23 protein-coding genes are annotated in these 22,053 nt (G+C 56.8%); 7 read left to right on the plus strand and 16 right to left on the minus strand.

The features are described 5' to 3' along the window. Positions 1 to 56 precede the first annotated feature (56 nt). From GOV89_RS17120 to GOV89_RS17145, 6 genes are all read right to left on the minus strand, one after another. On the minus strand, positions 57 to 851 hold the full coding sequence (locus tag GOV89_RS17120; protein WP_171238704.1) for a DUF1217 domain-containing protein: 795 nt from the start codon (positions 849 to 851) through the stop codon (positions 57 to 59). After that, complete coding sequence (gene flbT, locus GOV89_RS17125; protein ID WP_171238705.1) at positions 848 to 1,249, minus strand: flagellar biosynthesis repressor FlbT; 402 nt, start codon at positions 1,247 to 1,249, stop codon at positions 848 to 850. The genes GOV89_RS17120 and flbT overlap by 4 nt, the downstream gene beginning before the upstream one ends. Beyond that, the gene (gene flaF / locus GOV89_RS17130) at positions 1,249 to 1,623 is read right to left on the minus strand and encodes a flagellar biosynthesis regulator FlaF (protein WP_171238706.1); all 375 of its coding nucleotides are present in this window, start codon (positions 1,621 to 1,623) and stop codon (positions 1,249 to 1,251) included. Before flaF ends, flbT begins: the two co-directional genes overlap by 1 nt. A 77-nt stretch (positions 1,624 to 1,700) precedes the next feature. Continuing rightward, positions 1,701 to 2,912 (minus strand): flagellin, encoded by a 1,212-nt coding sequence (locus GOV89_RS17135; protein ID WP_171238707.1) that lies wholly within the window; start codon positions 2,910 to 2,912, stop codon positions 1,701 to 1,703. Between the two features lie 209 nt (positions 2,913 to 3,121). After that, the gene (locus GOV89_RS17140) at positions 3,122 to 3,481 is read right to left on the minus strand and encodes a flagellar export chaperone FlgN (protein WP_171238708.1); all 360 of its coding nucleotides are present in this window, start codon (positions 3,479 to 3,481) and stop codon (positions 3,122 to 3,124) included. Beyond that, entirely contained in the window at positions 3,471 to 3,746 is a 276-nt protein-coding gene (locus tag GOV89_RS17145) for a rod-binding protein (protein ID WP_171236107.1), read from the minus strand. The genes GOV89_RS17140 and GOV89_RS17145 overlap by 11 nt, the downstream gene beginning before the upstream one ends. Before the next feature lie 111 nt (positions 3,747 to 3,857). Between GOV89_RS17145 and GOV89_RS17150 the strand changes: the two genes are divergently transcribed. Genes GOV89_RS17150 through GOV89_RS17160 form a run of 3 tightly spaced genes read left to right on the plus strand, consistent with a single transcriptional unit; the run spans position 3,858 to position 6,667 of the window. Then, positions 3,858 to 5,081, plus strand: coding sequence for a flagellar hook-length control protein FliK (locus GOV89_RS17150; RefSeq protein ID WP_171238709.1), 1,224 nt, complete (start codon positions 3,858 to 3,860; stop codon positions 5,079 to 5,081). Between the two features lie 3 nt (positions 5,082 to 5,084). Then, positions 5,085 to 5,747 carry a flagellar hook capping FlgD N-terminal domain-containing protein gene (locus GOV89_RS17155; protein ID WP_171238710.1) on the plus strand — a complete coding sequence of 221 codons (663 nt, stop codon included), beginning with the start codon at positions 5,085 to 5,087 and terminating at the stop codon, positions 5,745 to 5,747. Positions 5,748 to 5,797: 50 nt separating this feature from the next. Then, positions 5,798 to 6,667 (plus strand): phosphotransferase, encoded by an 870-nt coding sequence (locus GOV89_RS17160; RefSeq protein ID WP_371810650.1) that lies wholly within the window; start codon positions 5,798 to 5,800, stop codon positions 6,665 to 6,667. Positions 6,668 to 6,676: 9 nt separating this feature from the next. Here the strand turns inward: GOV89_RS17160 and GOV89_RS17165 are convergent, their stop codons facing one another. The 5 genes from GOV89_RS17165 to GOV89_RS17185 all read right to left on the minus strand — a co-directional run bounded on the left by GOV89_RS17165 (position 6,677) and on the right by GOV89_RS17185 (position 11,969). Continuing rightward, a complete protein-coding gene (locus tag GOV89_RS17165; RefSeq protein ID WP_171238711.1) occupies positions 6,677 to 7,978 on the minus strand; it encodes an FAD-binding oxidoreductase in 1,302 nt (433 codons plus the stop codon). After that, a complete protein-coding gene (locus tag GOV89_RS17170; protein ID WP_171180347.1) occupies positions 7,975 to 8,793 on the minus strand; it encodes an ABC transporter permease in 819 nt (272 codons plus the stop codon). The genes GOV89_RS17165 and GOV89_RS17170 overlap by 4 nt, the downstream gene beginning before the upstream one ends. After that, positions 8,790 to 9,680 (minus strand): ABC transporter permease subunit, encoded by an 891-nt coding sequence (locus GOV89_RS17175; RefSeq protein ID WP_171236111.1) that lies wholly within the window; start codon positions 9,678 to 9,680, stop codon positions 8,790 to 8,792. The genes GOV89_RS17170 and GOV89_RS17175 overlap by 4 nt, the downstream gene beginning before the upstream one ends. Then, on the minus strand, positions 9,680 to 10,807 hold the full coding sequence (locus tag GOV89_RS17180; protein WP_171238712.1) for an ABC transporter ATP-binding protein: 1,128 nt from the start codon (positions 10,805 to 10,807) through the stop codon (positions 9,680 to 9,682). The genes GOV89_RS17175 and GOV89_RS17180 overlap by 1 nt, the downstream gene beginning before the upstream one ends. 76 nt (positions 10,808 to 10,883) lie before the next feature. Further along, entirely contained in the window at positions 10,884 to 11,969 is a 1,086-nt protein-coding gene (locus GOV89_RS17185; protein ID WP_171180349.1) for a polyamine ABC transporter substrate-binding protein, read from the minus strand. 140 nt (positions 11,970 to 12,109) lie between these two features. On the opposite strand from GOV89_RS17185, the gene GOV89_RS17190 reads away from it, so the two are divergent. Both GOV89_RS17190 and GOV89_RS17195 read left to right on the plus strand, forming a co-directional pair. Beyond that, complete coding sequence (locus GOV89_RS17190) at positions 12,110 to 12,793, plus strand: GntR family transcriptional regulator (RefSeq protein ID WP_245222912.1); 684 nt, start codon at positions 12,110 to 12,112, stop codon at positions 12,791 to 12,793. Between the two features lie 74 nt (positions 12,794 to 12,867). Next, complete coding sequence (locus GOV89_RS17195; protein WP_171180353.1) at positions 12,868 to 14,265, plus strand: aspartate aminotransferase family protein; 1,398 nt, start codon at positions 12,868 to 12,870, stop codon at positions 14,263 to 14,265. Between the two features lie 398 nt (positions 14,266 to 14,663). Here GOV89_RS17195 and GOV89_RS17200 read toward each other — a convergent pair whose 3' ends face one another. Further along, on the minus strand, positions 14,664 to 15,956 hold the full coding sequence (locus GOV89_RS17200) for a lytic murein transglycosylase (RefSeq protein WP_245222909.1): 1,293 nt from the start codon (positions 15,954 to 15,956) through the stop codon (positions 14,664 to 14,666). 87 nt (positions 15,957 to 16,043) lie between these two features. Further along, entirely contained in the window at positions 16,044 to 16,757 is a 714-nt protein-coding gene (locus GOV89_RS17205) for a YafY family protein (RefSeq protein ID WP_171238713.1), read from the minus strand. An 84-nt stretch (positions 16,758 to 16,841) separates the two neighbouring features. On the opposite strand from GOV89_RS17205, the gene GOV89_RS17210 reads away from it, so the two are divergent. Both GOV89_RS17210 and GOV89_RS17215 read left to right on the plus strand, forming a co-directional pair. Continuing rightward, the gene (locus tag GOV89_RS17210; RefSeq protein ID WP_171180359.1) at positions 16,842 to 17,537 is read left to right on the plus strand and encodes a glutathione S-transferase family protein; all 696 of its coding nucleotides are present in this window, start codon (positions 16,842 to 16,844) and stop codon (positions 17,535 to 17,537) included. After that, complete coding sequence (locus GOV89_RS17215) at positions 17,534 to 17,920, plus strand: DUF1801 domain-containing protein (RefSeq protein WP_171180361.1); 387 nt, start codon at positions 17,534 to 17,536, stop codon at positions 17,918 to 17,920. The genes GOV89_RS17210 and GOV89_RS17215 overlap by 4 nt, the downstream gene beginning before the upstream one ends. Here GOV89_RS17215 and rnr read toward each other — a convergent pair. From rnr to dapE, 3 genes are read right to left on the minus strand one after another with little or no spacing between them, the layout of a single operon-like run. Then, positions 17,911 to 20,169 (minus strand): ribonuclease R, encoded by a 2,259-nt coding sequence (gene rnr, locus GOV89_RS17220; protein ID WP_171238714.1) that lies wholly within the window; start codon positions 20,167 to 20,169, stop codon positions 17,911 to 17,913. The genes GOV89_RS17215 and rnr overlap by 10 nt on opposite strands. Before the next feature lie 47 nt (positions 20,170 to 20,216). Then, a complete protein-coding gene (locus tag GOV89_RS17225) occupies positions 20,217 to 20,792 on the minus strand; it encodes a TIGR04282 family arsenosugar biosynthesis glycosyltransferase (RefSeq protein WP_171180366.1) in 576 nt (191 codons plus the stop codon). 3 nt (positions 20,793 to 20,795) lie between these two features. Next, positions 20,796 to 21,935, minus strand: coding sequence for a succinyl-diaminopimelate desuccinylase (dapE, locus tag GOV89_RS17230; RefSeq protein ID WP_171180368.1), 1,140 nt, complete (start codon positions 21,933 to 21,935; stop codon positions 20,796 to 20,798). Positions 21,936 to 22,053 lie beyond the last annotated feature (118 nt).

The following is a 22,053-nucleotide window of genomic DNA, read 5'->3' on the forward strand; positions in this document are numbered from 1 at the left end:
ACACACATGATCCTGCCCCAAAAAAGGACGATCCAGTTCTGGACCAAACACTCTTTCTAACCAGCCCCAAGCAGGATCAGAGCCGTCTGCCCCGGTGAAATCGTATTCTGAAGCTGCGCAATCTGACTTCGGGCCAAGTAAGTGTCGGTCAGTTGCTCGAGTGCTTTCTGATCCGAAAACTGAGACAAATCTTCCGAGCCCGTCAGCTGCAACAGCCGGTCTTTGAATTCGACCAGTTGTTTGTCGATATCCAGCTGAGCAAAGGACCGAGGCAGGCCAAGCGCCGTTTCCATCATGCTGCGCAAGGGGGGCAGGCCCATCAGGTCAAACCACTTGGTATCTGCGCTTGAAGCCGTTTTGGCCAAATCGGCCAGCTCGCGCTGCGCGTAAAGCGAGATACGCATTGTCTCGTCCGAATCGCCTACGGCGACTTCAAACCGTGTCGTCACATTGGCCTGAGTAATCTTTTCCATGTTGGTTTTCAACGCTGTTTTCCGAACGTCCCCGGGCCCAAACCCGAAAGCGTCAGAGAACTCTCGATACCGTTTGTCCGCCAGACGGTTGGACAAAGCGTCATCGGCTCGCGTTCCGTCTTCAAGGATTTTGCGGACAAAAAACCGATTGTCCAAATCGCCTTCTAATCCAAACGCGCCCAAGGCGACCTGCAATAACCTGCGATCCGACACCAGCTGTTCTGCAGATTCCACCTTGCCGATATTCTCAAGAAAATACCGCGTCTCCCGCTCATTCACCGAGGAAGACGAGAAACTTTGGAACTGGTTGTCGTACGTACGCTGAAGAAACCGCCAGCCTACAATTCCACCGGTTGGGATAACTGGCTGAAAGGTCATTGCTGATAGGCCATAAGCCGCTCTTCACGTGGTAGAAGCGAACGCAGGGACTTAAGACATTTGTAGTAATGCTCGGCCACCAAGGCATCCGTGGCCTCAGACAGCACCTTGCGACTGTCCGCATCCGTGAACACCTGGCTCAACTCTTCCACGCTACGCAGCAATTGCTGACGTGCCTGATCCGGCTCCATGTCACCTGACAAAACCAGCTGCGCGGCATAACAGACACGGCGCACAGGCGTATTAACTTCGTCAGGATGGATCGCATCCCGCAGCCGCAGAACGTTTGCCTGTGGCGTCATGACTGAAAACCTGCTCCGACGATCCCCGTTCTCAATAACCACGCCGTTGATCAGTACTCTTTCTTTCGGGGCAAGCTTTAGGACCAAACCGCTCATCAGGTCGCCCCCATCTGGCGCAACCCGCGCAATACAGCCGTGTTGATTTCCAACAATGGCTCAACCGTTGCGCCGTCTCCCAACACACGACTGCTGTGTTTTTCGGTAAACTCGGCAAGGTAGAAAATCCGCGCCCGCAGATCGTTTGGCAAAGCGTTCGCGGAATCGGCAACGCCTGTTGCCAGCACCCCCCAAAGCCGTCGATTCTCATGAACGGCCTGAACAAACGCCGAGAAATCTGTCGCCTTGCGGGCTGTTGCGGCCTTAAGACGCCGCGTGATCCTGGAAATTGCCTCATATTCGGTATCGCGGGGCGTTCGAGTCGGCGCAGCGGTTTGTGCGTAAGCGCGGTGGGCGAGCGTTTGCGGTATCACTTGAAATCCTTCCAAAGGGCCGTCGTCAGGCGATCAGGGTCGGGGCACTAAAATCATGCCCCGACCCGCTTTGTGATTTAGCGGAACAACGACAGGATCGACTGTGGTGCCTGGTTGGCGATCGACAACGACTGAGTAGCCAGCTGCTGTTGTACCTGCAGCGCCTGCAGCCGCGCAGAAGTCTCCTCCATGTCCGCATCGACAAGCGAGCCGATGCCGGACTTGAACGAATCAGCCAGGTTCGAGATGAACTCTTTCTGGGTCTCGATCCGACCCTGCGAGGACCCGAAAGCAGCCGATGCGTCAATCGAGGTATCGATCAGCGTTTCGATCGTTGCCAAAGCGGCAGTCGCGCCAGCGCCGGTCGAGACGTCAATGCCCGTCAACGCACCCAGACCACCCGAACCAGCGTTCACGTATTGAGCCGAGAACGAGATGTCGTCGCCGGTCGAATTGGTGATGGACAGAGTGCCTTGAGTGCCAGAATCGTAGTCAACAGTCAGGCCGGAAATCCCCAACTCCTCGATCTTTGCTTTCAGACCCACGGCAACCAGGTCGCCCGTTGTGGTCGCGGCTGCATCGGCTGCGGAAACTGTGTACGACACAACCTGATCGTCAATTGCGACAACTACCTTGTCACCCGCCGCGAAGGCCCCGCTGGATTCATCCGTAACCAGAGCGGTTGCTGAAGTCGCACCGTTGTCGATGGTCGCACCAACTCGGTCATTGCCAGTAGACGCCCCGGTTGAACCGTCAAATACCTGGGCTGCGGTGTAACCACCAGTGGACAAGTCCTGACCTGTTACAGTGATCGACGATGCCGTGACATTGCCAAGGCTGTCCCGATCCAAGGACGCGAGGATCGACGCAGAGCCTGCAGAGCCGTCCACCAGGTTCAGACCGTTGAACTGCGCGGCGCTGACAACCGAGTTGATCTGGTCTTTCAGAGCAGTCACGTCATCGTTGATTTTGCCGCGGTCAACGTTGTCTTCCTGCGCTGCAACGATCTTTTCCTTCATCTGTGTCAGCAGATCGGTCACGGTTTCCGACGCGTTCCGGGCCACAGCAACGGTCGATTCCCCCAACGCCAGGCTGTCCTTGTTGGCGTTGAAGCCTTTGACATCCGATTCCATCACTTTGGATATCGCCCAAACTGCCGAATTGTCCTTGGCCGTCGCGACATCCTTACCGGTCGAAATCGCGTTCTGCGTCATCGCCAGATTTTTGTTTACCGACTTCAGTGTCTGCAGCGCAACCATCGCGCCATTGTTTGTCAGAATGCTGGACATTGCTGTCATCCTTTTCCGTTTGAGCCATTTTGCCCGTGTTCACCCCGCAAAACCTGCGGGCATTGGTGTCGTTCTGACCTATGCGATGCGCCGCTTGGCCAATCGCGCCACCTGCCATTCTCAGGTGCAGCCTCACTCTTGAACCAGATCCCCTAACGGAGTGCTAAAACCTCAAGGCGGGAAATTTCGGATTTGAATCAAACTCCTGCCTATGCCCTTTTTTCCAATTTCACTGTTCCACGCATCGCGAATTCGCTGCGCTGACCATCAGCGCCGTAGGTACTGAATTCCTGCCGAACCCGGCGCAGTTCAGCCATGCGGCTGGCCACGGCGCGGATTCCGTCGGCCGCACTGTTCAGCAAGGCCTGATTACGCGCGACCTTCTGCTGCACCCGAATCAATGCGTCGCTGTCCTGCACTTGAAGATTATTTATTGCGCCGATCAGCTTCTCTTTTTCCGGAACCATATGCGTCAATCGATCAAGATCCCCTTGCACTAGCGCCGCGCGCTCAAGATCCAGAACCTCTTCCAAAGACTTGATCAGCGTCATGTTGACCTCAGATGTCATCAGCTTTCTCCATCAACGACTTGAGCAGTATTTCAGAAAGACCGACGCCGCCGGACCGGGCGAGTTGCTGCGCCTGATGCTGAACAAGAAACGAGCCAAACTGGTCTTCCCCTGCCCCACCGCCAAAACTCTGGCGCGTTTCTCCCAGCCCAGCGGATTTTAGCATTTCACTTAAAAAGGCCGCCTCCAGTTCAACGGCTGCTTCTTTGAGTTGGGTCTGGGCCAAAGGAATTTGGCCCGCCTGCGCGTGGGTGGAAACTTGCATAGCTTTCTCCGAAATTTGCTTCGAACTTTCTCGATCAAAAGCGAAAGCAGTTAAAATAAACGTAACTTCCTGAGTGCAGAGTTCTGGCCAATCACACGGAGCCGGAGCAAAATGCCCAACTCAATTATGCTGGCCACTACGGCGTCAATAGCCCCTGCAAAACCGACCTCGTCACAAAATGAAATGGGGCAGGCCAGCGGGGTGACACGCTTTGAGGACATCCTGGGCCAAGATGGAAAAGCCGACGATCTGCCCGATACCGACCTGTCCCTTGCCGCCCCTGAAATCGAAACGCCGGACGCAGAAGCACAAAGCATAGATATGGCGGAACCCGAAGCTGCCCCGCTTTTAGAACCTCTTCGTGTAGTGGAACTGGTGAGCTCTTCAACACATGTCGCGTATAGTCAGCCTGTGGCTGAAGGAGGGCTTTCAAGTAACACACCGGCATCGGCAGGTGATCCTAGTGCATCCGCTGAAAATGACCCGGAACGGCCAAAGTTTTCATCGACAACAAGCCAGCCCGACCCGGTTGATGCTCCTGCACCCGCATTAACGCGATCCAAGACAGGTCAGGTACTGCCTGCTTTGAACCAGCACGTGACGCCTGTCGCGGTCGCAAAGGAGAGCCGACCGATTGACCACCTGACTAAGGCAAAAGGCACGTTCAACGCCCCGGAATCCGCCCCAACATCTCAAAGCATTGAGTCCACGCAACGGTCTGAGGTCACGCCCGCAACAATCAAATCAACAAAACCGGCCCACGCGCCGCCTGTTGCACAGCTTCAAATGTTGGCAGACCTTATCGAGAAGGAACACGCGGTCCTTGATCAGAGCGCTGAAACCACAGTTGTTACCAAGGACGAAGCACTCCAAACCGCTCCGCGTGAAACGACGCAACACCTTTCTGGACAGTCAACTTTTGCCCGCGCCGAAATCGCACGAGCAATCGCTGGTCAACTTGCGGCGTCGATTCAGGGTCGTGCGGGATCCGGAGCAATGGAGATAGCGCTGAACCCTGAAGAGTTGGGGCGAGTTTCCATTGTTCTGAACGGGCGCGACGACGGCATGCATATGACAATTGCCACCGAACGCCCCGAGACCCTAGAGCTGATGCGACGCCATTTATCCGTACTTGCGGAAGAGTTTCAGAAACTGGGATACGGTGAATTGAACTTTGATCTGGGCACATCTTCCGATGCGGATGGCCAGGCGGTTGGCACCGATACACCAGAGTCCGGATCTGCGTTCGATGACCCGCAAAGCGATTCGGATGCTCAAATCGTATCTCTGCAACAAATTCAGGTCCCAGGCCGGGGCATCGACATGAGGTTTTGACCGATGATCACTCCCGTCACCACCACACAAGCATCGACCTCTCAGCAATCCGCAGAGAATACACAGACCTCTGCGATCACATCTGACTTTGAGACCTTCTTGCTAATGCTCACTGCCCAAGCACAGAATCAGGATCCGTTAGAACCCATGGACTCGACTCAGTATGCATCGCAGCTGGCCCAGTTCTCGATGGTCGAGCAACAAGTTCAAACCAATGATCACTTGTCGTCTTTGGCCGGCACTTTGGGCAGCGTCAATCTGAATGAGCTTGCAAGCTGGGTCGGTATGGACGTCCGATCAACATCTGCTTTCCGTTTTGAAGGTCAGCCCAAGACACTGTTTGCTCAGGCTGATCCAAAGGCCGACACTGCCAAACTGGTAATACGTGACGAAAACGGAACCGTTCTCGATAGAATGACAGTGTCCCCAGCACAATCCGAGTTTGTGTGGGCTGGCGTGACCGCATCGGGCGATCCGATAGGCACCGGCAACTACACTGCTACACTGGAAAGCCACAAGAATGGAGAACTGCTGACCCAAACGCCAGCTGCTGCCTATAACCGCGTTGTAGAAGCACAGGTTGGGGGCAACTCAGTGCTATTGATCCTCAGCGGCGGGCAGGTGATTTCCGCAGGCAAGGTGAACGCCGTTCGAACTGGTGCTTGATCTGCGGCACAGGAGCGTCCAAAGCTTGGCAAATCGACTCGCCAAAAAAAGTGACAGAAGCTCTGCCCGAAACGCCTGCACCTCCTCGCGATCTGGTTGACCACCTCTGCGCTCAGGGGCTGGTCAGCACATACCCGCGTTTTGAATCGCTGTATGGTGGACGCACCAATCAAGTTTGGAAAGTTCTAGAGGACGGAGGCGACAAGGTGCTGAAGCTTTACAGCACCACGCTTCGCAATCCGCTGTTTCGTAATGACGCTGAACTCGAGGCGCGGTGCCTGGAGGCCCTTGGCCCGGAAGGCTTCGTGCCGCGTTTGCGTGCAGCAGGGCGGCACAAGGACGCGCATTGGGTTTTTTATGACCACGCCCCCGGAACACCCTGGCAGAAGGGCACCGATACGGTTGGCAGGTTGTTGCGACGATTGCATGACCTTGTGCTTTCGGTCCCGGCCCCGTCCGGATGTAACGGCAGTACCGATCTAAAGGCCCACGGGTGTCGCATTCTACAAGGCTGCACCTCGGAGGCACGGCACAGGTTGTTTGAACAGCAACCAACTATAGAGGTTGCGCCCACGGAACGGACATGTTTGATCCACGGTGATCCTGTTGCAGGCAACATTTTGGTTGCAACTGACGGCCTGACATTGATCGACTGGCAATGCCCTGCCCGTGGCGACCCAACCGAAGACCTTGCCTTGTTCCTGTCGCCTGCCATGCAACGGCTGTACCGGGGGGCACCTCTTTCAAAAGCAGAGGAAGACCAGTTTTTGTCCGCCTATGATAATGCGGAAATCGTAGCCCGCTATCAGCACCTCAAACCCTGGTACGCCTGGCGTATGGCAAGCTATTGTCTGTGGCGCGCGGAGAATGGCGCGCCCGATTATGCAGAAGGTCTGAGGCTGGAAACGGCTGCTCTGTGATCGACGACTTTATCTAAGATCCGCAAGAGCCATCAGGGCATAGGCTGGCGGCATGATTGCCCGCCGCCAACGTCCCATTGGAAACCGCTGAGGTGTTTGACTCATAAGCGTGGGCAAGCCGGCATTCTGCCCCAAGGCCAGCCTTGCCAAGGCTCGACCACAATAGGTTCCCATAGCGACGCCGTTGCCGTGATATGCAAAGCCAGCGTAGATGCCCGGCTGCTCAGGTATGGGACCGACATAAGGCGTCAGCGCACGGGACATGCACACCAATCCGGACCAAAGATGCGTGGCTTCAACCTGTGACCAGGCCGGAAACATCTTTTTGAAATCCTGCTGAACCTTTGCCCGTATGGATGCTTCTGTCTGCACTGAGGACCGCAGCCCGCCCCGCATGCCAAACAGAAATCGCCCGTCCGGCATCAGGCGGAAGTAATGCAGAAGGTTACGTGTGTCGTAACATATCTGGTCCGACGTCCAGCCCTGTGCCATTTGCTCGGCCTGGCTGAGCGGTCGCGTAACCATAACCGTAGACTGAGCAGGCATGTACCGCCCCGACATCCAATCCGGAATGTCTTCGCTGGAATACCCGTTGGTGCAGATCAGCACGATTTCTGCGTGGACCTGCCCAGTATGTGTTTTCAAAGCAAATCCTGATGCAGTTTTGTCGATACGCTGCACCGGGCTGTTTTGAAACAGGCGCACACCCAAAGCTTCCGCTGCTTTCGCAAGCCCAAACAAGTATTTGCGAGGGTTCAGGCCAAAGCCAACCGGGTGCGTGTACCCACCCAAAAAGGGACCGCCCAATCCCAACCCGGGTAAGTCTGCTGCATCATGCAGCACGCCCATCTCATCTTGGTTTCTGCGCAACACGTCCATGGCGTGGTTCGAATGCGCCAATTGGGTTTCTCCGCTGGAATGTCTGTCTGCTGCTATCCCATGCTGGTCAAGAAGAGCGGCGACCAGGTTCACCGCATCTTCTTCCGCCGCAGCATAGGCTTGCGCCGCAGCGCGCCCGTAGCGACGCTCCATCATCGCTGAACTAAGTTTGGACCCACCGAGACAGCAGAAACCGCCATTTCGCCCCGACGCACCCCACCCCGGCGGACCAGCTTCGAAGACCGCAACTGAAGCGGCTTCAGCCAAATCCAGGGCAGCGGAAACGCCAGTAAACCCGCCACCAACAACCGCGACATCCACCTTCGTGTCGCCCTGCAACTCTGGCCAATCCAAGGCAGGCACTGTTTCGTCCCACCAACAGCCGTCGCGTGGTGCGTCGCTATAAGCGTAGTCGGGAAATACCCGCTTCATTCGGTGCGTGCCGCGGCCATCTCATCCTGCCGCTGCCTGACCATCGCCCGTTTGGTCACAAGCGAGGCCGTAATCACCCCAACTGTCACCACGGCAATCATGATCGTGGACAATGCGTTGATTTCCGGACTGACGCCAAGGCGCACGGCCGAGAAGATCTTGATCGGCAATGTCGTGGCCGACGGCCCCGAGGTGAAAGAGGCAATCACCAGATCGTCCAGCGACAAGGTGAAGGCCAGCAACCAACCTGAGATCACCGCCGGTGCGATGATCGGCAGGGTAACAAGGCGGAACGCCTGCGCCGGTGAACATCCCAAATCCAGCGCAGCTTCCTCCAACGAGCGATCGAAAGTGATGAGGCGCGAGGACACAACAACCGAAACGAAACACATCGAAAAGGTCGTGTGGGCCAGCACGATGGTCAGAATACCGCGATCCAGACCAATTCCGATAAACAGCAGCAACAGTGACAGACCGGTGATCACTTCGGGCATCACCAACGGTGCATAGATCATGCCGGAAAACAGCGTCCGGCCAAAGAACCGCCCGCTTCGGACAAGCACATAAGCGGCAGCCGTTCCCAGAATCGTTGCCAGTGTCGACGAAAACACCGCGACCCGGATCGTGACCCAGGCAGCATCCAAAAACGCCTCGTTCTGAAGAAGCTCTCCGTACCATTTGGTAGAAAACCCGGCCCAGACCGTGACCAGCTTGCTTTCATTAAAGCTGAAAACGATCAGGATGATCATCGGGATGTACAGGAACGCAAATCCCAACGTCAGCGAAACCGTATTGAACCAACTTAATCTGTTCATCCGTCGGCCTCCGCCTGTTTCTGCTGGTTCCGCTGGAACAGCACAATGGGAATCACCAGGATCAACAGCAACACGATGGCCACAGCACTGGCCACCGGCCAGTCTCGGTTCGAGAAGAACTCCTCCCACAGAACCTTGCCGATCATCAGCGTACCTGAACCGCCCAGAAGCGAGGGGATCACAAACTCACCGATCACTGGGATCATCACAAGGAAGCAACCCGCGATGATCCCGGGTTTGGACAGCGGAATCGTCACCAGCCAGAACGCTTGCAAACGGGAACATCCCAGATCTTCGGCTGCCTCGATCAGTGATCCATCCAAGCGCTCCAAAGCCGAGTAGATAGGTAGGATCATGAAGGGTAGATAGGTGTAAACGATGCCGATATAGACAGCGGTCGAGGTGTTCAGGATCGTCAGCGGGGTCGAGATGAGACCCGTCCAAAGCAAAATCTGATTCAGGTACCCTTCGTTCGAAAGAATACCCATCCACGCGTAAACCCGGATTAGGAATGAGGTCCAGAAGGGCAGGATAACCAGCATCATCAGCGTCGGACGCCATTCCTGGGGTGCACGTGCCATGCCATAGGCAATAGGGTAGCCAACTAACAGCGTCAGGAAGGTCGAGATCAAAGCGATCTTGACGCTGGACAGGTAGGCTTTCCAATACAAATCGTCTTCGGTGAGCCAGACATAATTCTCAAAATCCAGCTGACTGAAGAAATCTTTGATCCCCGCCCAACCGGCTGAAAAGTCCAAAGTCGGAGTATAGGGCGGAATGGCAAGCGCCGTGTCCGACAGTGAAATCTTCAAGACAATGAAGAACGGCACCAGAAACAATGCCAACAGCCAGACATAAGGGATGGCGATCAGAACAGCGCGGCGCATCAGTTGGCCAACAAAACCGCAGCCGTCGCTGTCCAGGACAGCCAGACCGGGTCTTCCCAGGTGAACGAACGGCGCGAGATGCGGCGGGTGTTGGCCGTCTGCGCCTTGATGATTGTGCCATTTTGCAGTTCGACGTGATAGGTGGACAGATTGCCCAGATAGGCAATGTCATGAACCTTGCCCTGAACGGCGTTGACCGCATCGGCCGGCCGCTCGGCAGAGATAGTCACTTTTTCAGGGCGGATCGCCAGATGACAAGACTGACCGTTCGAGAATCCGGTTGACGATGACGCCGTCAAAGGGGCCTGACCTTCGGCCCAATCAATCTGATAAGTATCCTCCCCCGATGGGGCTGCACGGCCTTCGATAATGTTCACATCTCCAATGAAATCAGCGACATAGACCGAGGCCGGGTTTTCATAAATCCGGTCGGGCGTGGCAACCTGCATCAGCTGCCCCTGATCCATCACTGCCACGCGGCTAGCAACGGTCATGGCTTCTTCCTGGTCGTGGGTGACGATCACGAAAGTCGTGCCCGTTTTCTCTTGAATATCCATCAATTCGAACTGCGTATCTTGGCGCAGTTTCTTGTCGAGCGCGCCCAACGGTTCGTCCAACAGCAGAAGTTTTGGAGCCTTCGCCAGCGAGCGCGCCAAAGCCACGCGCTGTCGTTGTCCACCTGAAATCTGATGCGGCTTACGGCGGGCAAACTGCTCCAACCGTGTCAGACGCAACATCTCTTCAACACGCTCATCCAGGTCATGTTTCGGCATGTTGTCCCGGCGCAGACCAAACGCGATGTTTTCCCAGACGCTGAGATGCGGGAAAAGGGCATATGACTGAAACATCATGTTCACGGCCCGCTTGTTCGGTGGGATCGGGTCGATATCCTGACCGCCCAGTAGAATATGGCCTTCGGTCGGGGTCTCGAACCCGGCAAGCATCCGCATCATCGTTGTCTTGCCGCACCCTGACGGGCCGAGCAGCGCAAAGAACTCACGTTCGAAAATATCCAGCGACAGGTTGTCGATCGCTGTGAACTCGCCGAAGCGCTTGGTCACATTCTGGAACTGGATCAAAGGTTTCGCCTGTGGGTCTTCCCATGGCTCAAAGACGTCAGAATTCAAAGCAGCCCCCGCTTGTCTTAAAGGACAATATTGCAGCGGGGCGGTTTCCTGACCGCCCCGCGCTTGTTCACTCCGATCAGGTACCTGACTTGATCTTGGTCCAAAGACGAGTCACGACGCGCTGCGTTTTCGCGGGATATGGCGTCGTGATGTACAGGTTTTGCATCGTGGCCTCATCCGGATAAATCGCCGGATCGCCGATCACGTCTTCCTCGAGGAACTCCTGCGAAGCTTCGTTGCCGTTGGCGTAGTAGACGTAATTGGACGCGGCAGCCATGTTGTTGGCATCCAGGATGAAATTCAGGAACTTATGCGCGCCTTCCGGATTCGGTGCATCCGCCGGGATCGCCATTTGGTCAAACCACATCAGCGATCCTTCCGCGAACGGATGATATTCGATGTTCACACCGTTCTCGGCTTCGGCTGCGCGGTCTCGTGCCTGCAGGATGTCACCTGACCAACCCACGGCAACGCAAATATCGCCATTCGCCAGCGCGTTGATATATTCCGAACTGTGGAATTTCTGGATATGAGGGCGAACGCTTGTCAGAACGTCTTCAACTTTTTTGATCACATCCGGATCGTGGCTGTCGGGGTCCTCACCGATGTACTGCAAGGTCATTGGTATCATTTCGGCTGGCGCATCAAGGAAATGAACACCACACGCCGCCAGTTTTTCCATGTTCTCTGGCTTCAAAACCAGATCCATGCTGTTCAGTGCCACATCGTCGCCCAAGGCTTCTTTGACCTTGTCGACATTCACACCAATGCCCGTGGTGCCCCACATATAGTTAATCGAATAGGCGTTGTTTGGGTCATATCCAGCAGTTCGCTCTTGAATAACGTCCCAAAGGTTGCCCGCATTCGACAATTTGGCCGCATCCAGTTCCTGAAACGCCCCTGCCTGAATTTGACGTTGAAGGAACGTGCCAGAAGGCACCACCACGTCATAGCCCGAACCACCAGCCAGCATCTTGGTTTCCAGAACCTCGTTGCTGTCAAACACGTCGTAGATGAGGGTCAGACCAGTTTCTTCCTCGAATTTGCTCAGAAGCTCTTCGTCGATGTAGTCGGACCAGTTGTAGACACGCACCTCTTCAGCGAAAGCCGCTGAAGTCCCCAATGCGATGACCGCTGTCATGGTCAGCGTTTTGATTGTCATATTCTTCTCCCTGCAAGTGTACGGCTATTTTCCCGTTTTTTTGGATTTGATCAAGTTTTGCGTTTTTCCCTGATCCAGCGTATGGTTTCACGAGGTCTGTCACCTGACAAGTCAGGGTATGTCGAAATAGGATGAACCAATTGGATTTGATCAAAAATAAGGCATCTTCGCCGCAAGCCGAAAGCGGGAAACAGCCCGCGCACGAGCAGGTTTATCAAACCCTCAGGTCGCAGATCCTGTTTGGGGAATTGGTCCCTGGGCAACCCGTCACAATCCAGGGTCTGACTGATTCGCTGGGTGTTGGAATGACCCCGGTCCGCGAGGCAATCCGTAGGCTGATTTCGGACGGGGCCTTGGTATTTCAAGGTAACCGCCGCGTTAGCGTTCCGCTTTTGACCTCCGACGACATTGAGCAGATGATTTTCGCCAGAATCTCAATAGAATCAGAGCTTTCCAGACTCGCCACTGCGAATTTACAGGCAGACGACATAGATCATCTTGAGCGTATCGACAAACAGCTGGATCATATGATCGCAGATGGCGACGTTGGGGGCTATCTGCGTTTAAACCAGGCCTTTCATGAATCGCTATATTCCCACGCCAATGCAGCGATTCTCAGTGATCTTGCCGAAAGACTGTGGCTGCGTTTTGGCCCGTCTCTGCGTGTGGTGTGCGGTCGCTTTGGCACGCAAAGCCTGCCTGATCGGCATAAGGATATAATCAGCGCATTACGAAACGGAGACGCTCAAAAGGCGGCAAAAGCTACCGCTCAGGACATTGAACAGGGTATGGAATTGATCTCGGAGTCGCTCACATCAGGCTGATTTCGTCCGATTCGATTGACAGTCCAAAATTTGATCATATTGTGATCACCACTGCTTTTGTGGGAGAGCCTCAGATGTCCACCATCACCAACCATATGCCAACCGCCGAACTACAGGCACTGGACGCCGCGCATCACCTTCATCCATTTTCTGCCAACGGCGCGCTGGGTCAGGAAGGCGCACGCGTGATCACTCGCGCCAAGGGGGTCTATCTGACCGACAGCGAGGGCGAAGAGATTCTTGACGCCATGGCTGGCTTGTGGTGCGTCAATATCGGTTACGGTCGCGACGAACTGGCCGAAGTAGCCGCACGTCAGATGCGTGAACTGCCCTATTACAACACATTTTTCAAAACGACCCACGTTCCGGCCATAGCGCTGGCCGCAAAGATTGCCGAGTTGGCGCCTGGCGATCTGAACCACGTCTTCTTTGCGGCGGGCGGGTCCGAGGCCAACGACACCAATATCCGTCTGGTCCGAACTTACTGGGCCGAAAAAGGCCAGCCGAATAAGAACATCATCATTAGCCGCCATAATGCCTACCACGGGTCTTCCGTGGGCTCGGCCTCATTGGGAGGTATGGCAGGAATGCACGCGCAAGGCGGCATCCCGATTCCAAACATTCACCACATCAACCAACCCAATTGGTGGGCCGAAGGTGGTGACATGTCGCCCGAAGAATTCGGACTGGCCCGCGCACGCGAACTGGAAGAAGCCATTCTGGAACTGGGCGAAGACCGCGTTGCAGCCTTTATCGCCGAACCCGTGCAAGGCGCAGGCGGCGTGATCGTCGCGCCGGATACTTATTGGCCGGAAATCCAGCGTATCTGTGACAAGTACGACATCCTTTTGATCGCCGACGAGGTCATCTGCGGATTTGGCCGTACCGGCAATTGGTTCGGTTCGCAAACCGTCGGGATCAAGCCGCACATCATGACCATCGCCAAGGGCCTGAGCTCCGGTTATGCGCCCATCGGTGGATCAATCGTGAACGACGAGATTGCCCAAGTGATCGGCGGCACCGAGTTCAACCACGGCTACACCTATTCCGGCCATCCGGTCGCCGCTGCCGTAGCTTTGGAAAATCTGCGCATTCTTGAAGAAGAGAAAATCGTCGAGCATGTACGCGATGTAGCTGCCCCTTACCTGAAGGAAAAATGGGAGGCTCTGGCCGAACACCCGTTGGTCGGTGAGGCAAAGATTGTCGGCATGATGGCCTCAATCGCGTTGACACCAGACAAGGCCAGCCGCGCCAAATTCGCGTCCGAGCCAGGCACTGTCGGCTATATCTGTCGCGACCGGTGCTTTGCCAACAACCTGATCATGCGCCATGTCGGCGACCGGATGATCATATCACCCCCGCTGATCCTGACCCCCGCAGATATCGACGAGATGTTCGTGCGAATCCACAAATCGCTGGATGAGGCGCAGGCCGAGATCATCGCACAAGGATTGATGAAAGCGGCCTCGTAAGCCATTTCGCAATTATAAAGTCAGGGGACGCTTTGAACAGCGTCCCTTTTCTTATTTGGCTTCAAACTTACGTTTCTTACTGCAAACCCAGACGTAGAACTCTGCACGTTGCCACCTTTGAGAAGACAGTCGTCAATAGTTACGAGACCTCTTGCCAACAGCTACCATAAGTTTACGCGCGACAAAAAACTTGATTTCACCCACGTCAGCTTCAAATATTCGAATGCGATTCGGAAGAATATTACTTCGGCCTGTATCGCAACCTGCCATCCCGCAGGGTCTACCTCCTGTCTGCCGTGTGAGTGGTGGCAGACGGGAGGCTTCACAATGCCAAATCGTGAAAGACGCAGTCAGCGCCCGCGTTTGAAACTGAGCCGGCCCTGGGTTTTACGACTGCCTTATCGCAGCCGCTCCAATAATTCCTCAGTTGGATACCCATCTGGCCGCAAACCTTGCGCCAGTTGGTATGCGCGCACCGCGCTGATCGTGTTTGGCCCAGCGCGCCCATCTATACCCTTTGTATCAAACCCGGCATTGGTCAGGCGGGTTTGCAGTTCCTTTTTCTCGGTGAAACTCAACACGCGGTCAGCGCGCGGCCAGTCGGATCGAAACGGTACACCTCCGGCCAGCCGGTCGGACAGATGCCCGATGCCGATCACATACGCGTCGGCCCCGTTATACGCCTCGATCACTTTGAAATTGTCGAAGATCATCAAGGCAACACCCCGCCCGCCTGCGGGAAGCAGAATCGCGGCCTGACCGTGATCCGGAACTGCTTTGCCATCGGTTCCCACAACACCCTGCGCGGCCCATTCGGACGGCATCTGGGTGAAGTCGCGCCGCGCCGACGCGTAATCGAAATCCGCAGGCAATCGCACTTCGACACCCCAAGGTTGCCCCTTAGTCCAGCCGTGTTGCGCCAGATACGACGCCGCCGAAGCCAGCGCATCCGTTGGGTCATCTGACCAAATGTCGCGACGGCCATCTCCGTCAAAGTCGACCGCATGATCCAGATACGAGGTCGGCATGAACTGCGTGTGGCCCATCGCGCCCGCCCAACTGCCCAACATATTTGCAGCGCTTACGTCGCCTGCCTGCACGATCCTTAGGGCAGCGATTAACTGAGTTTCGAAGAACTGAGCACGCCGTGCATCAAAAGCCAGTGTCGCCAAAGACCTGAGCGTGCGGCTACTGCCACGGTAGGACCCAAACGAGGTTTCCAGCCCCCAGATTGCCGTGACCACCTCTTTCTCGACTCCGTATTCAGCCTCGATCTGCTTCAGCACCTGCCGGTGCCGTTGCATTGCGGCCCGACCATTGGACAGGCGCGTATCCGAGACGGCGGAATCGAGATATTCCCAGATCGGTTTCGAGAATTCCGCCTGATTTCGATCCCGCGCGATAATGTCTTCGTCAAACGTTATGTCCGAAAACACCTTAGACAGCGTTCCTTGCGATATGCCCTGCTGTCGCGCCCTATCCTGAAACGCGCTCAGCCAAACCTGAAACCGCGCTGCCGCAGCCGCAGACACCTGCAGCGCCTCGATTGATGGTCGCGGAACGGGTCGAAGCGAAACAGCCAAGTCTGCCGAGGCCAGCTGTATCGTTTCGCCAAGCATATTGCCGCCCGACCATTTTCCAGTTTTTGTTGTGTCCGCCTGCACCATGGATGCCCATAATGCGACGGTCATGACGCCGCCTACGCATTTATGCATACCGATTTTTCCTGATTACTGCTCACCCTTAGGGTAGCGCAAAATCGGTAAATCACAAAGCGCTCAGGTACCTGCCTCGCAGTCTTGTGCTTCCCGGTCTGCGCGTATGCGGGCCAGCACATCGCGCAGCATCGGCACCCGGTTTGGCCTAAAGCTTTGATCCGTCACACACATATCCTGCATCCGGTCGAGGCGAAAAACGCGGAAATCCTGCCTCAGATGACACCAGCTGAGTAACACGTTCGAACGGTCCATATAGAAGATGCTAAGCGGATCTACGCGCCGCCGCGTGGCCTCTCCCTTTGCGTCGGCATACGAAAACTCTACTGCACGCTCATCCCAAGCCGCCTGTCTTAGTGTTGCCGCGTCAATCGTCGGTGCCGGGGGTCGGTCAAACCGGGTGGCCGCCAAAATTGCGTGACTCAATCGGTGCGACTGACGCGCGGGCAAGCGGCCCTGCAACTTTCGAAGGGCAACATTGGCAGCTTCTGCCAAAGCCGGATCACCAATAACCTGAACTTCACGCAGGCCCAGAACCAGCGCCTCAAGCTCATCATCGGTGAAGCCCAGCGGGGGCAATGTTGCATCCTCGATCAGAGTAAACCCAAACCCCGCTTCGCCGTCGATCACGGCCCCCAGACCACGCAGCGCATCGATATCGCGATGGATGGTCCGGGCAGACACATCCAGATCCTGCGCTAGTTGCGCTGAGGTTTTGGGCGACGGGCCAGAACGCAGGGCCTGCATCAATTGGAAGAGTCGGGCGGTGCGAGACATGATGCACCCTAGCTTAAACCTAATGTCAGAAACTGTCATCAGTGCCGACTACGTATCAAGCATCCCCACAAACGGAGCCCAGTGATGCTGACCCTTCTCACCTATCCTTCTGCCTTCGGCCTGTTCAGTGCCAGCCCGTTCTGCGTCAAGACGGCTTTGATGCTGCAACATTCCGGCCGGAAATGGCAGCGCTCTGACATGCTTGATCCCCGAAAGATGCCGCATCAGAAACTACCCGTTCTGCGCACACCCGAGCGTCTGATCCCCGACAGCGACCTGATCCGCGACTGGCTGGAAACCAACGGCGCAAATTTCGATCAGGGGCTGACCGATGTGGAAAAGGCGCATTCCCGCGCTTTGGTACGCATGGCCGAAGAACACCTGTATTTTCACATCGTTCTGGACCGTTGGGGCAATGACGACGTGTGGCCGATCCTACGCGAAACCTTCTTTACCGGGATACCGGCCCTGATCCGCAAGCCTGCGTCCAACGCAATCCGAAAATCTGTTCTGAAGGGGATTACGTCTCAAGGGATTGGGCGGTTCTCGCTGTCCGAACGGTTGGACAGGGTTGAACGCGATCTTGAAGCGATCTCGGCCTATCTTTGGCAATCCTCGTTCTTGCTGGGGGACAGGCCGACGTCTGCGGATATGAGCGTCGGTCCGATGCTGGCTGCAATGCGCGTAACGCCTGCGGATACCCCGCTGACCCAGCGCATCAAACAGGATAAGGTGTTGAACAGTTACGTGGACCGGATGGAACAGGCGATACCCGTTTGAAACCTTTTGATAACCCCAAAGTCGCCGCAGCATTCGAGGCCCTGGCACCGCCCGCGCGCGCAGGGGCCTTTGCGCTGCGTGACCTGATCATTGATACGGCAACAACTCTGCCCGCGGCCACCCCGCTGCGAGAGGAGCTGCGCTGGGGCCAACCTGCGTATCTTGCGCCCAAAGGATCAACGATCCGGCTGGGGGCACACAAGTCGGCCAGTTTTGCACTGTTCGTGCATTGTCAAAGCCGATTGATGGGTGATTTCACCTCTGCCTTCCCGAATGAAGATCGCATTGACGGGACCCGTGCCCTTCTGTTCGACGACCCGCATCAGATAGATCCGAACCGCCACGGGTGGCTGATCGCCCGGGCGCTGACCTATCACCTCTGACGGCGCTTGCGTTCCACCTTGCGCTTGATCTTGTCCTTCTTGCGCTTGGTGCTGACAGCCTTTCGGCGGGTCGCCCGCTTGGAATGACCCCGTCCGCGCGGCAGCGCCTGATCGTCGATCGACAAAAGTTCCAGTTCCAGACCGCCAGTAACAGGTATTGCTTCGGTCAAGCGAACGGTGACACGCTGACCGATGGCGATGATCAGGCCGGTGTCCGACCCCATCAGTGTCCCGGCCTCGCGGTCGAAATGAAAGAACTCGCGCCCCAAAGACCGCACCGGCACCAGCCCGTCCGCGCCGGTTTCGTCCATCTTCACGAAGGCCCCGAAACGGGCGATGCCGCTGATCCGGCCAGAGAACTCATTGCCCACCCGCTCGCTTAGATAGGCGGCCAGATAACGATCGGTTGTGTCCCGTTCCGCCATCATCGAACGGCGCTCTGTGTCCGAGATGTGCGTGGCGATTTCGTCCAAGCGCATAATTTCATCTTCAGTCAGCCCGTCCTTGGCCCAGCCATGGGCCGAGATCAGAGCGCGATGTACGATCAGGTCGGCATAGCGGCGGATGGGTGATGTGAAATGCGCATAGTTCCGCAGCGCCAATCCGAAATGCCCGAAGTTCTCTGGGTTATAATAAGCCTGCGCCATTGACCGCAGAGTGGTCAGATTGATGAGTTCGGCGTCCTCTGTCCCCGCAGCCGCGTTCAACAATGCGTTCAGATGCCGGGTCTGCAATACCTGCCCCTTGGCCAGGTTCAAACCCGCCGCCTGTGCTGTTTCCCGCAAGCTTTCAAGCTTCTCAGGCGCGGGTTCCTCGTGCACACGGAACAATAGCGGGCGGCGCTTGGCAATCAGGGTTTCAGCAGCGGCGACATTGGCGAGGATCATGAACTCCTCGATCAGCTTATGGGCATCCAAACGGTCGCGGAACGCCACGCTCGTCACTTCGCCGGTTTCTGACAGAACGATCTTACGTTCGGGCAAATCAAGCTCTAGCGGCTGCCGCACCGCGCGGGCCTTTTTCAAGGCAGCGTACGCGGCATAGAGCGGTTTTAACACTGGCTCCAGCAACGGCCCGGTGCGATCATTCGGAGTGCCGTCAATGGCCTCTTGTACTTCTGAGTAATTCAGCGAGGCAGCCGACCGCATCAGTCCGCGGACAAAGCGATGTCCAATCTTGTTCCCATCTCCGTCGATCTGCATCCGCACAGCGATACAGGCACGCGGCACACCCTCGTGCAGGGAACACAAATCGCCCGACAAACGATCCGGCAGCATCGGAACCACCCGATCAGGAAAATAGCTTGAGTTGCCCCGCTTTCGCGCCTCACGATCCAGGGCAGTTCCGGGCTGCACATAAGCGGCGACATCTGCAATGGCGACCCAGATCACGTGCCCGCCCGGGTTCTTCGGGTCGTCATCGGCGTGCGCATAGCATGCATCGTCATGATCCCGCGCGTCCGAAGGGTCGATGGTGAGCAAAGGCATTTCCCTAAGGTCTTCGCGGCCCTTCAAACCAACTGGCTTGGCCTTGTCCGCCTCGGCAATCACCTTGTCAGGGAAGTCATCCGGAATGCCGTGCTGATGAATCGCGATCAGTGACACAGCCTTGGGCGCGGTCGGATCACCCAAACGTTCAACAATGCGCGCACGCGGCAGACCCATGCGATTTTTGGGTCCCGCCTGCTCAGCTTCGACCAATTCGCCGTCTTTAGCGCCCAGCAGTGCCCCGTCGGCAACCAGCCATTCGGTGGATCCGGCCTTGTCGATGGGCACGATCCGCCCCCCTTCGGCGCCCTTGCGGAAGATGCCGACGATTTTGCGCGGGTTGGTTCCGATGCGGCGGATCAGGCGAGCTTCATAGTTATGATCTTCTTCATGCACCACGGTCAGACGCGCCAGAATGCGGTCGCCCTCGCCCAGCGCCGGATCACTGGCGCGGGCAATGATCAGCACGATGGGCTCGACCCCCTCACCATGCCACTCCAGCGGACGGGCAAACAGGTCTCCATCTTGGTTCGGTGCCTTGACCTGCAAAACGCTGACCGGCGGCAGGCGATCCGGGTCGCGATAGCTGCGCTTGCGCTTTTCAAGATGCCCTTCGGCCTCAAGTTCTTTGAGGATGCGCTTGAGATCAATCCGATCTGCGCCCTTGATGCCAAAGGCCTTGGCAATATCGCGTTTCGACGTCAGAGTGGGGTTCGCCGAGATCCAGTCCAGGACCTCCTGCTTGGTGGGGATGCGAGTCATATCTTCGGCCTATCACGCGTTTGCGACCGCGTCATGATCAAAAAACTTCAGGCTTTCAGATCGGCCACCGTATCCACATCGCGCAGGTGATCCAGCAACGAGACCCGCGCGCCGGGAACCGTGGCCAACGTGTCCGCCAAAGCGTGTTCCGTCGACCAGCGCACATTGCGAAACAGACCTGCTGGCAAAGCCGCATAGCGTTGCGCGCCAACCAACCAGTAACCGCCATCCGGTGCAGGGCCAAAGACCATTTGAGACCGCCCCAGTGCACCAAAAGCGCTGGCAATGTGAGCCCGCGAAATTCCCGGAATATCGGCACCGATCAGGCAAACCGGACCTTTGGGCATGCCCCGCAGCATTCGCCCCATCCGATCCCCCAGATCGCCACGCCCCTGTGCGGCGCGCGGCAAATCAGCCGGCCAGACCCGACTGTTCAGACCCTCTGCATCCGGGGACACCGCCAATACGATCTGCCAGCGTGGATCCCGCAGACGCCGGATCAACGACCGGGTCTGATGCCGGAACCACCATGCTGCACCCACCATGCCGATGTCGCGACCCAACCGTGTTTTCACCCGACCCGGATGGGGTTCCTTGACCATGATCACCAATGTGCGCGGCATGGGTCAGGCAAAGTATTCCGTCAGGATGCGCGTGTAGATCGACTTGAGCTGTTCGACCTGTGCCACCTCGACGCATTCATCCACCTGATGCATGGTGCGCCCGACCAGCCCAAACTCAACCACCGGGCAGTGATTTTTGACGAAACGCGCATCCGATGTGCCTCCTGTTGTGGACAACTCGGGCGTGACACCGGTTTCCGCTTCGACCGCCTTGGCCACCAGATCAGACAGTGGCCCCGGCGGGGTCAGAAAGCTTTCCCCAGAAATCTTGATTCTTACGTCCACCTCAACGCCGTACTCGGCAGCCACCTGATCCGCCTCTGATTGCAACCAATCGCTTAGGCTCGCACCGGAATGCAGATCGTTGAAACGAATATTGACCGCGCCGCTGCTCCGGGCTGGGATCACGTTGGTGGCAGCGTTCCCCGTGTCGATCGTGACCACTGCCAAAGTTGAGGCGTCGAAGTGACCCGTGCCCTGATCCAGTTCGTGACTTGCCAACCGATCCATCAGCCGCGCCATCGCAGGCAGTGGGTTCTTAGCCCGATGCGGATAGGCCGAATGCCCCTGAACGCCAGTGATCGTGAACCATGCCGTCATCGAACCGCGACGGCCGATCTTCATCATCTCGCCCATCGTGTTCGGGCATGTGGGCTCACCTACCAGGCAGACCGACATGCGCTCATCTGCGCTGCTCATATAGTCGAGCAAGGCGGTGGTGCCATCCAGCGCATCACCTTCTTCATCGCCGGTAATCGCCAGGATGACGGCCCCGTCCGGCGGTGTGTCGCGCACGAAGTCTATCGCAGCCGCAGCAAACGCCGCGACCCCGGATTTCATATCGGTGGTACCGCGCCCGTACATCACACCGTCCCGCACCTCGGCCCCGAAAGGCGGCATCGTCCAAGCCTCTTCGTCGCCTACCGGAACAACATCTATGTGGCCGTTGAACCCGAAGCTGCGCGCGTGGCCTTTCTGGCCCCACCGCGCGAACAGGTTACTGATGCCGCCACGGTCGACACGTGTGCACTCAAAGCCCGCGCCAGTCAGAACCGAGTCGAGCAATTCAAGCGCGCCGCCCTCTTCCGGTGTGACCGATGGGCAACGAATCAGGTCGGCTGTCAATTGAACGGGGTCGGTCATGCGGAGGCCTCTGGAGCTTTGTCTTTCGCGGGTTCGCGCACAGATTCAACGAATTGCCCGGTTTTCCAACCCCAATCCACAAAAAAATCAATCTTCCGACGCCGGACGTGTCAAAGCG

This window comes from Ruegeria sp. HKCCA5763, from assembly GCF_013034545.1.
Classification (GTDB): Bacteria; Pseudomonadota; Alphaproteobacteria; order Rhodobacterales; family Rhodobacteraceae; genus Ruegeria.

Excerpts from the sequence above, each read along its gene's own strand:
- GOV89_RS17120 (WP_171238704.1), bottom strand. The coding sequence starts at position 851 with ATGACCTTTCAGCCAGTTATCCCAACCGGTGGAATTGTAGGCTGGCGG.
- flbT (WP_171238705.1), bottom strand. The coding sequence starts at position 1,249 with ATGAGCGGTTTGGTCCTAAAGCTTGCCCCGAAAGAAAGAGTACTGATC.
- GOV89_RS17135 (WP_171238707.1), bottom strand. The coding sequence starts at position 2,912 with ATGTCCAGCATTCTGACAAACAATGGCGCGATGGTTGCGCTGCAGACA.
- GOV89_RS17140 (WP_171238708.1), bottom strand. The coding sequence starts at position 3,481 with ATGACATCTGAGGTCAACATGACGCTGATCAAGTCTTTGGAAGAGGTT.
- GOV89_RS17145 (WP_171236107.1), bottom strand. The coding sequence starts at position 3,746 with ATGCAAGTTTCCACCCACGCGCAGGCGGGCCAAATTCCTTTGGCCCAG.
- GOV89_RS17150 (WP_171238709.1), top strand. The coding sequence starts at position 3,858 with ATGCCCAACTCAATTATGCTGGCCACTACGGCGTCAATAGCCCCTGCA.
- GOV89_RS17155 (WP_171238710.1), top strand. The coding sequence starts at position 5,085 with ATGATCACTCCCGTCACCACCACACAAGCATCGACCTCTCAGCAATCC.
- GOV89_RS17165 (WP_171238711.1), bottom strand. The coding sequence starts at position 7,978 with ATGAAGCGGGTATTTCCCGACTACGCTTATAGCGACGCACCACGCGAC.
- GOV89_RS17170 (WP_171180347.1), bottom strand. The coding sequence starts at position 8,793 with ATGAACAGATTAAGTTGGTTCAATACGGTTTCGCTGACGTTGGGATTT.
- GOV89_RS17175 (WP_171236111.1), bottom strand. The coding sequence starts at position 9,680 with ATGCGCCGCGCTGTTCTGATCGCCATCCCTTATGTCTGGCTGTTGGCA.
- GOV89_RS17185 (WP_171180349.1), bottom strand. The coding sequence starts at position 11,969 with ATGACAATCAAAACGCTGACCATGACAGCGGTCATCGCATTGGGGACT.
- GOV89_RS17195 (WP_171180353.1), top strand. The coding sequence starts at position 12,868 with ATGTCCACCATCACCAACCATATGCCAACCGCCGAACTACAGGCACTG.
- GOV89_RS17200 (WP_245222909.1), bottom strand. The coding sequence starts at position 15,956 with ATGACCGTCGCATTATGGGCATCCATGGTGCAGGCGGACACAACAAAA.
- GOV89_RS17205 (WP_171238713.1), bottom strand. The coding sequence starts at position 16,757 with ATGTCTCGCACCGCCCGACTCTTCCAATTGATGCAGGCCCTGCGTTCT.
- GOV89_RS17210 (WP_171180359.1), top strand. The coding sequence starts at position 16,842 with ATGCTGACCCTTCTCACCTATCCTTCTGCCTTCGGCCTGTTCAGTGCC.
- rnr (WP_171238714.1), bottom strand. The coding sequence starts at position 20,169 with ATGACTCGCATCCCCACCAAGCAGGAGGTCCTGGACTGGATCTCGGCG.
- GOV89_RS17225 (WP_171180366.1), bottom strand. The coding sequence starts at position 20,792 with ATGCCGCGCACATTGGTGATCATGGTCAAGGAACCCCATCCGGGTCGG.
- dapE (WP_171180368.1), bottom strand. The coding sequence starts at position 21,935 with ATGACCGACCCCGTTCAATTGACAGCCGACCTGATTCGTTGCCCATCG.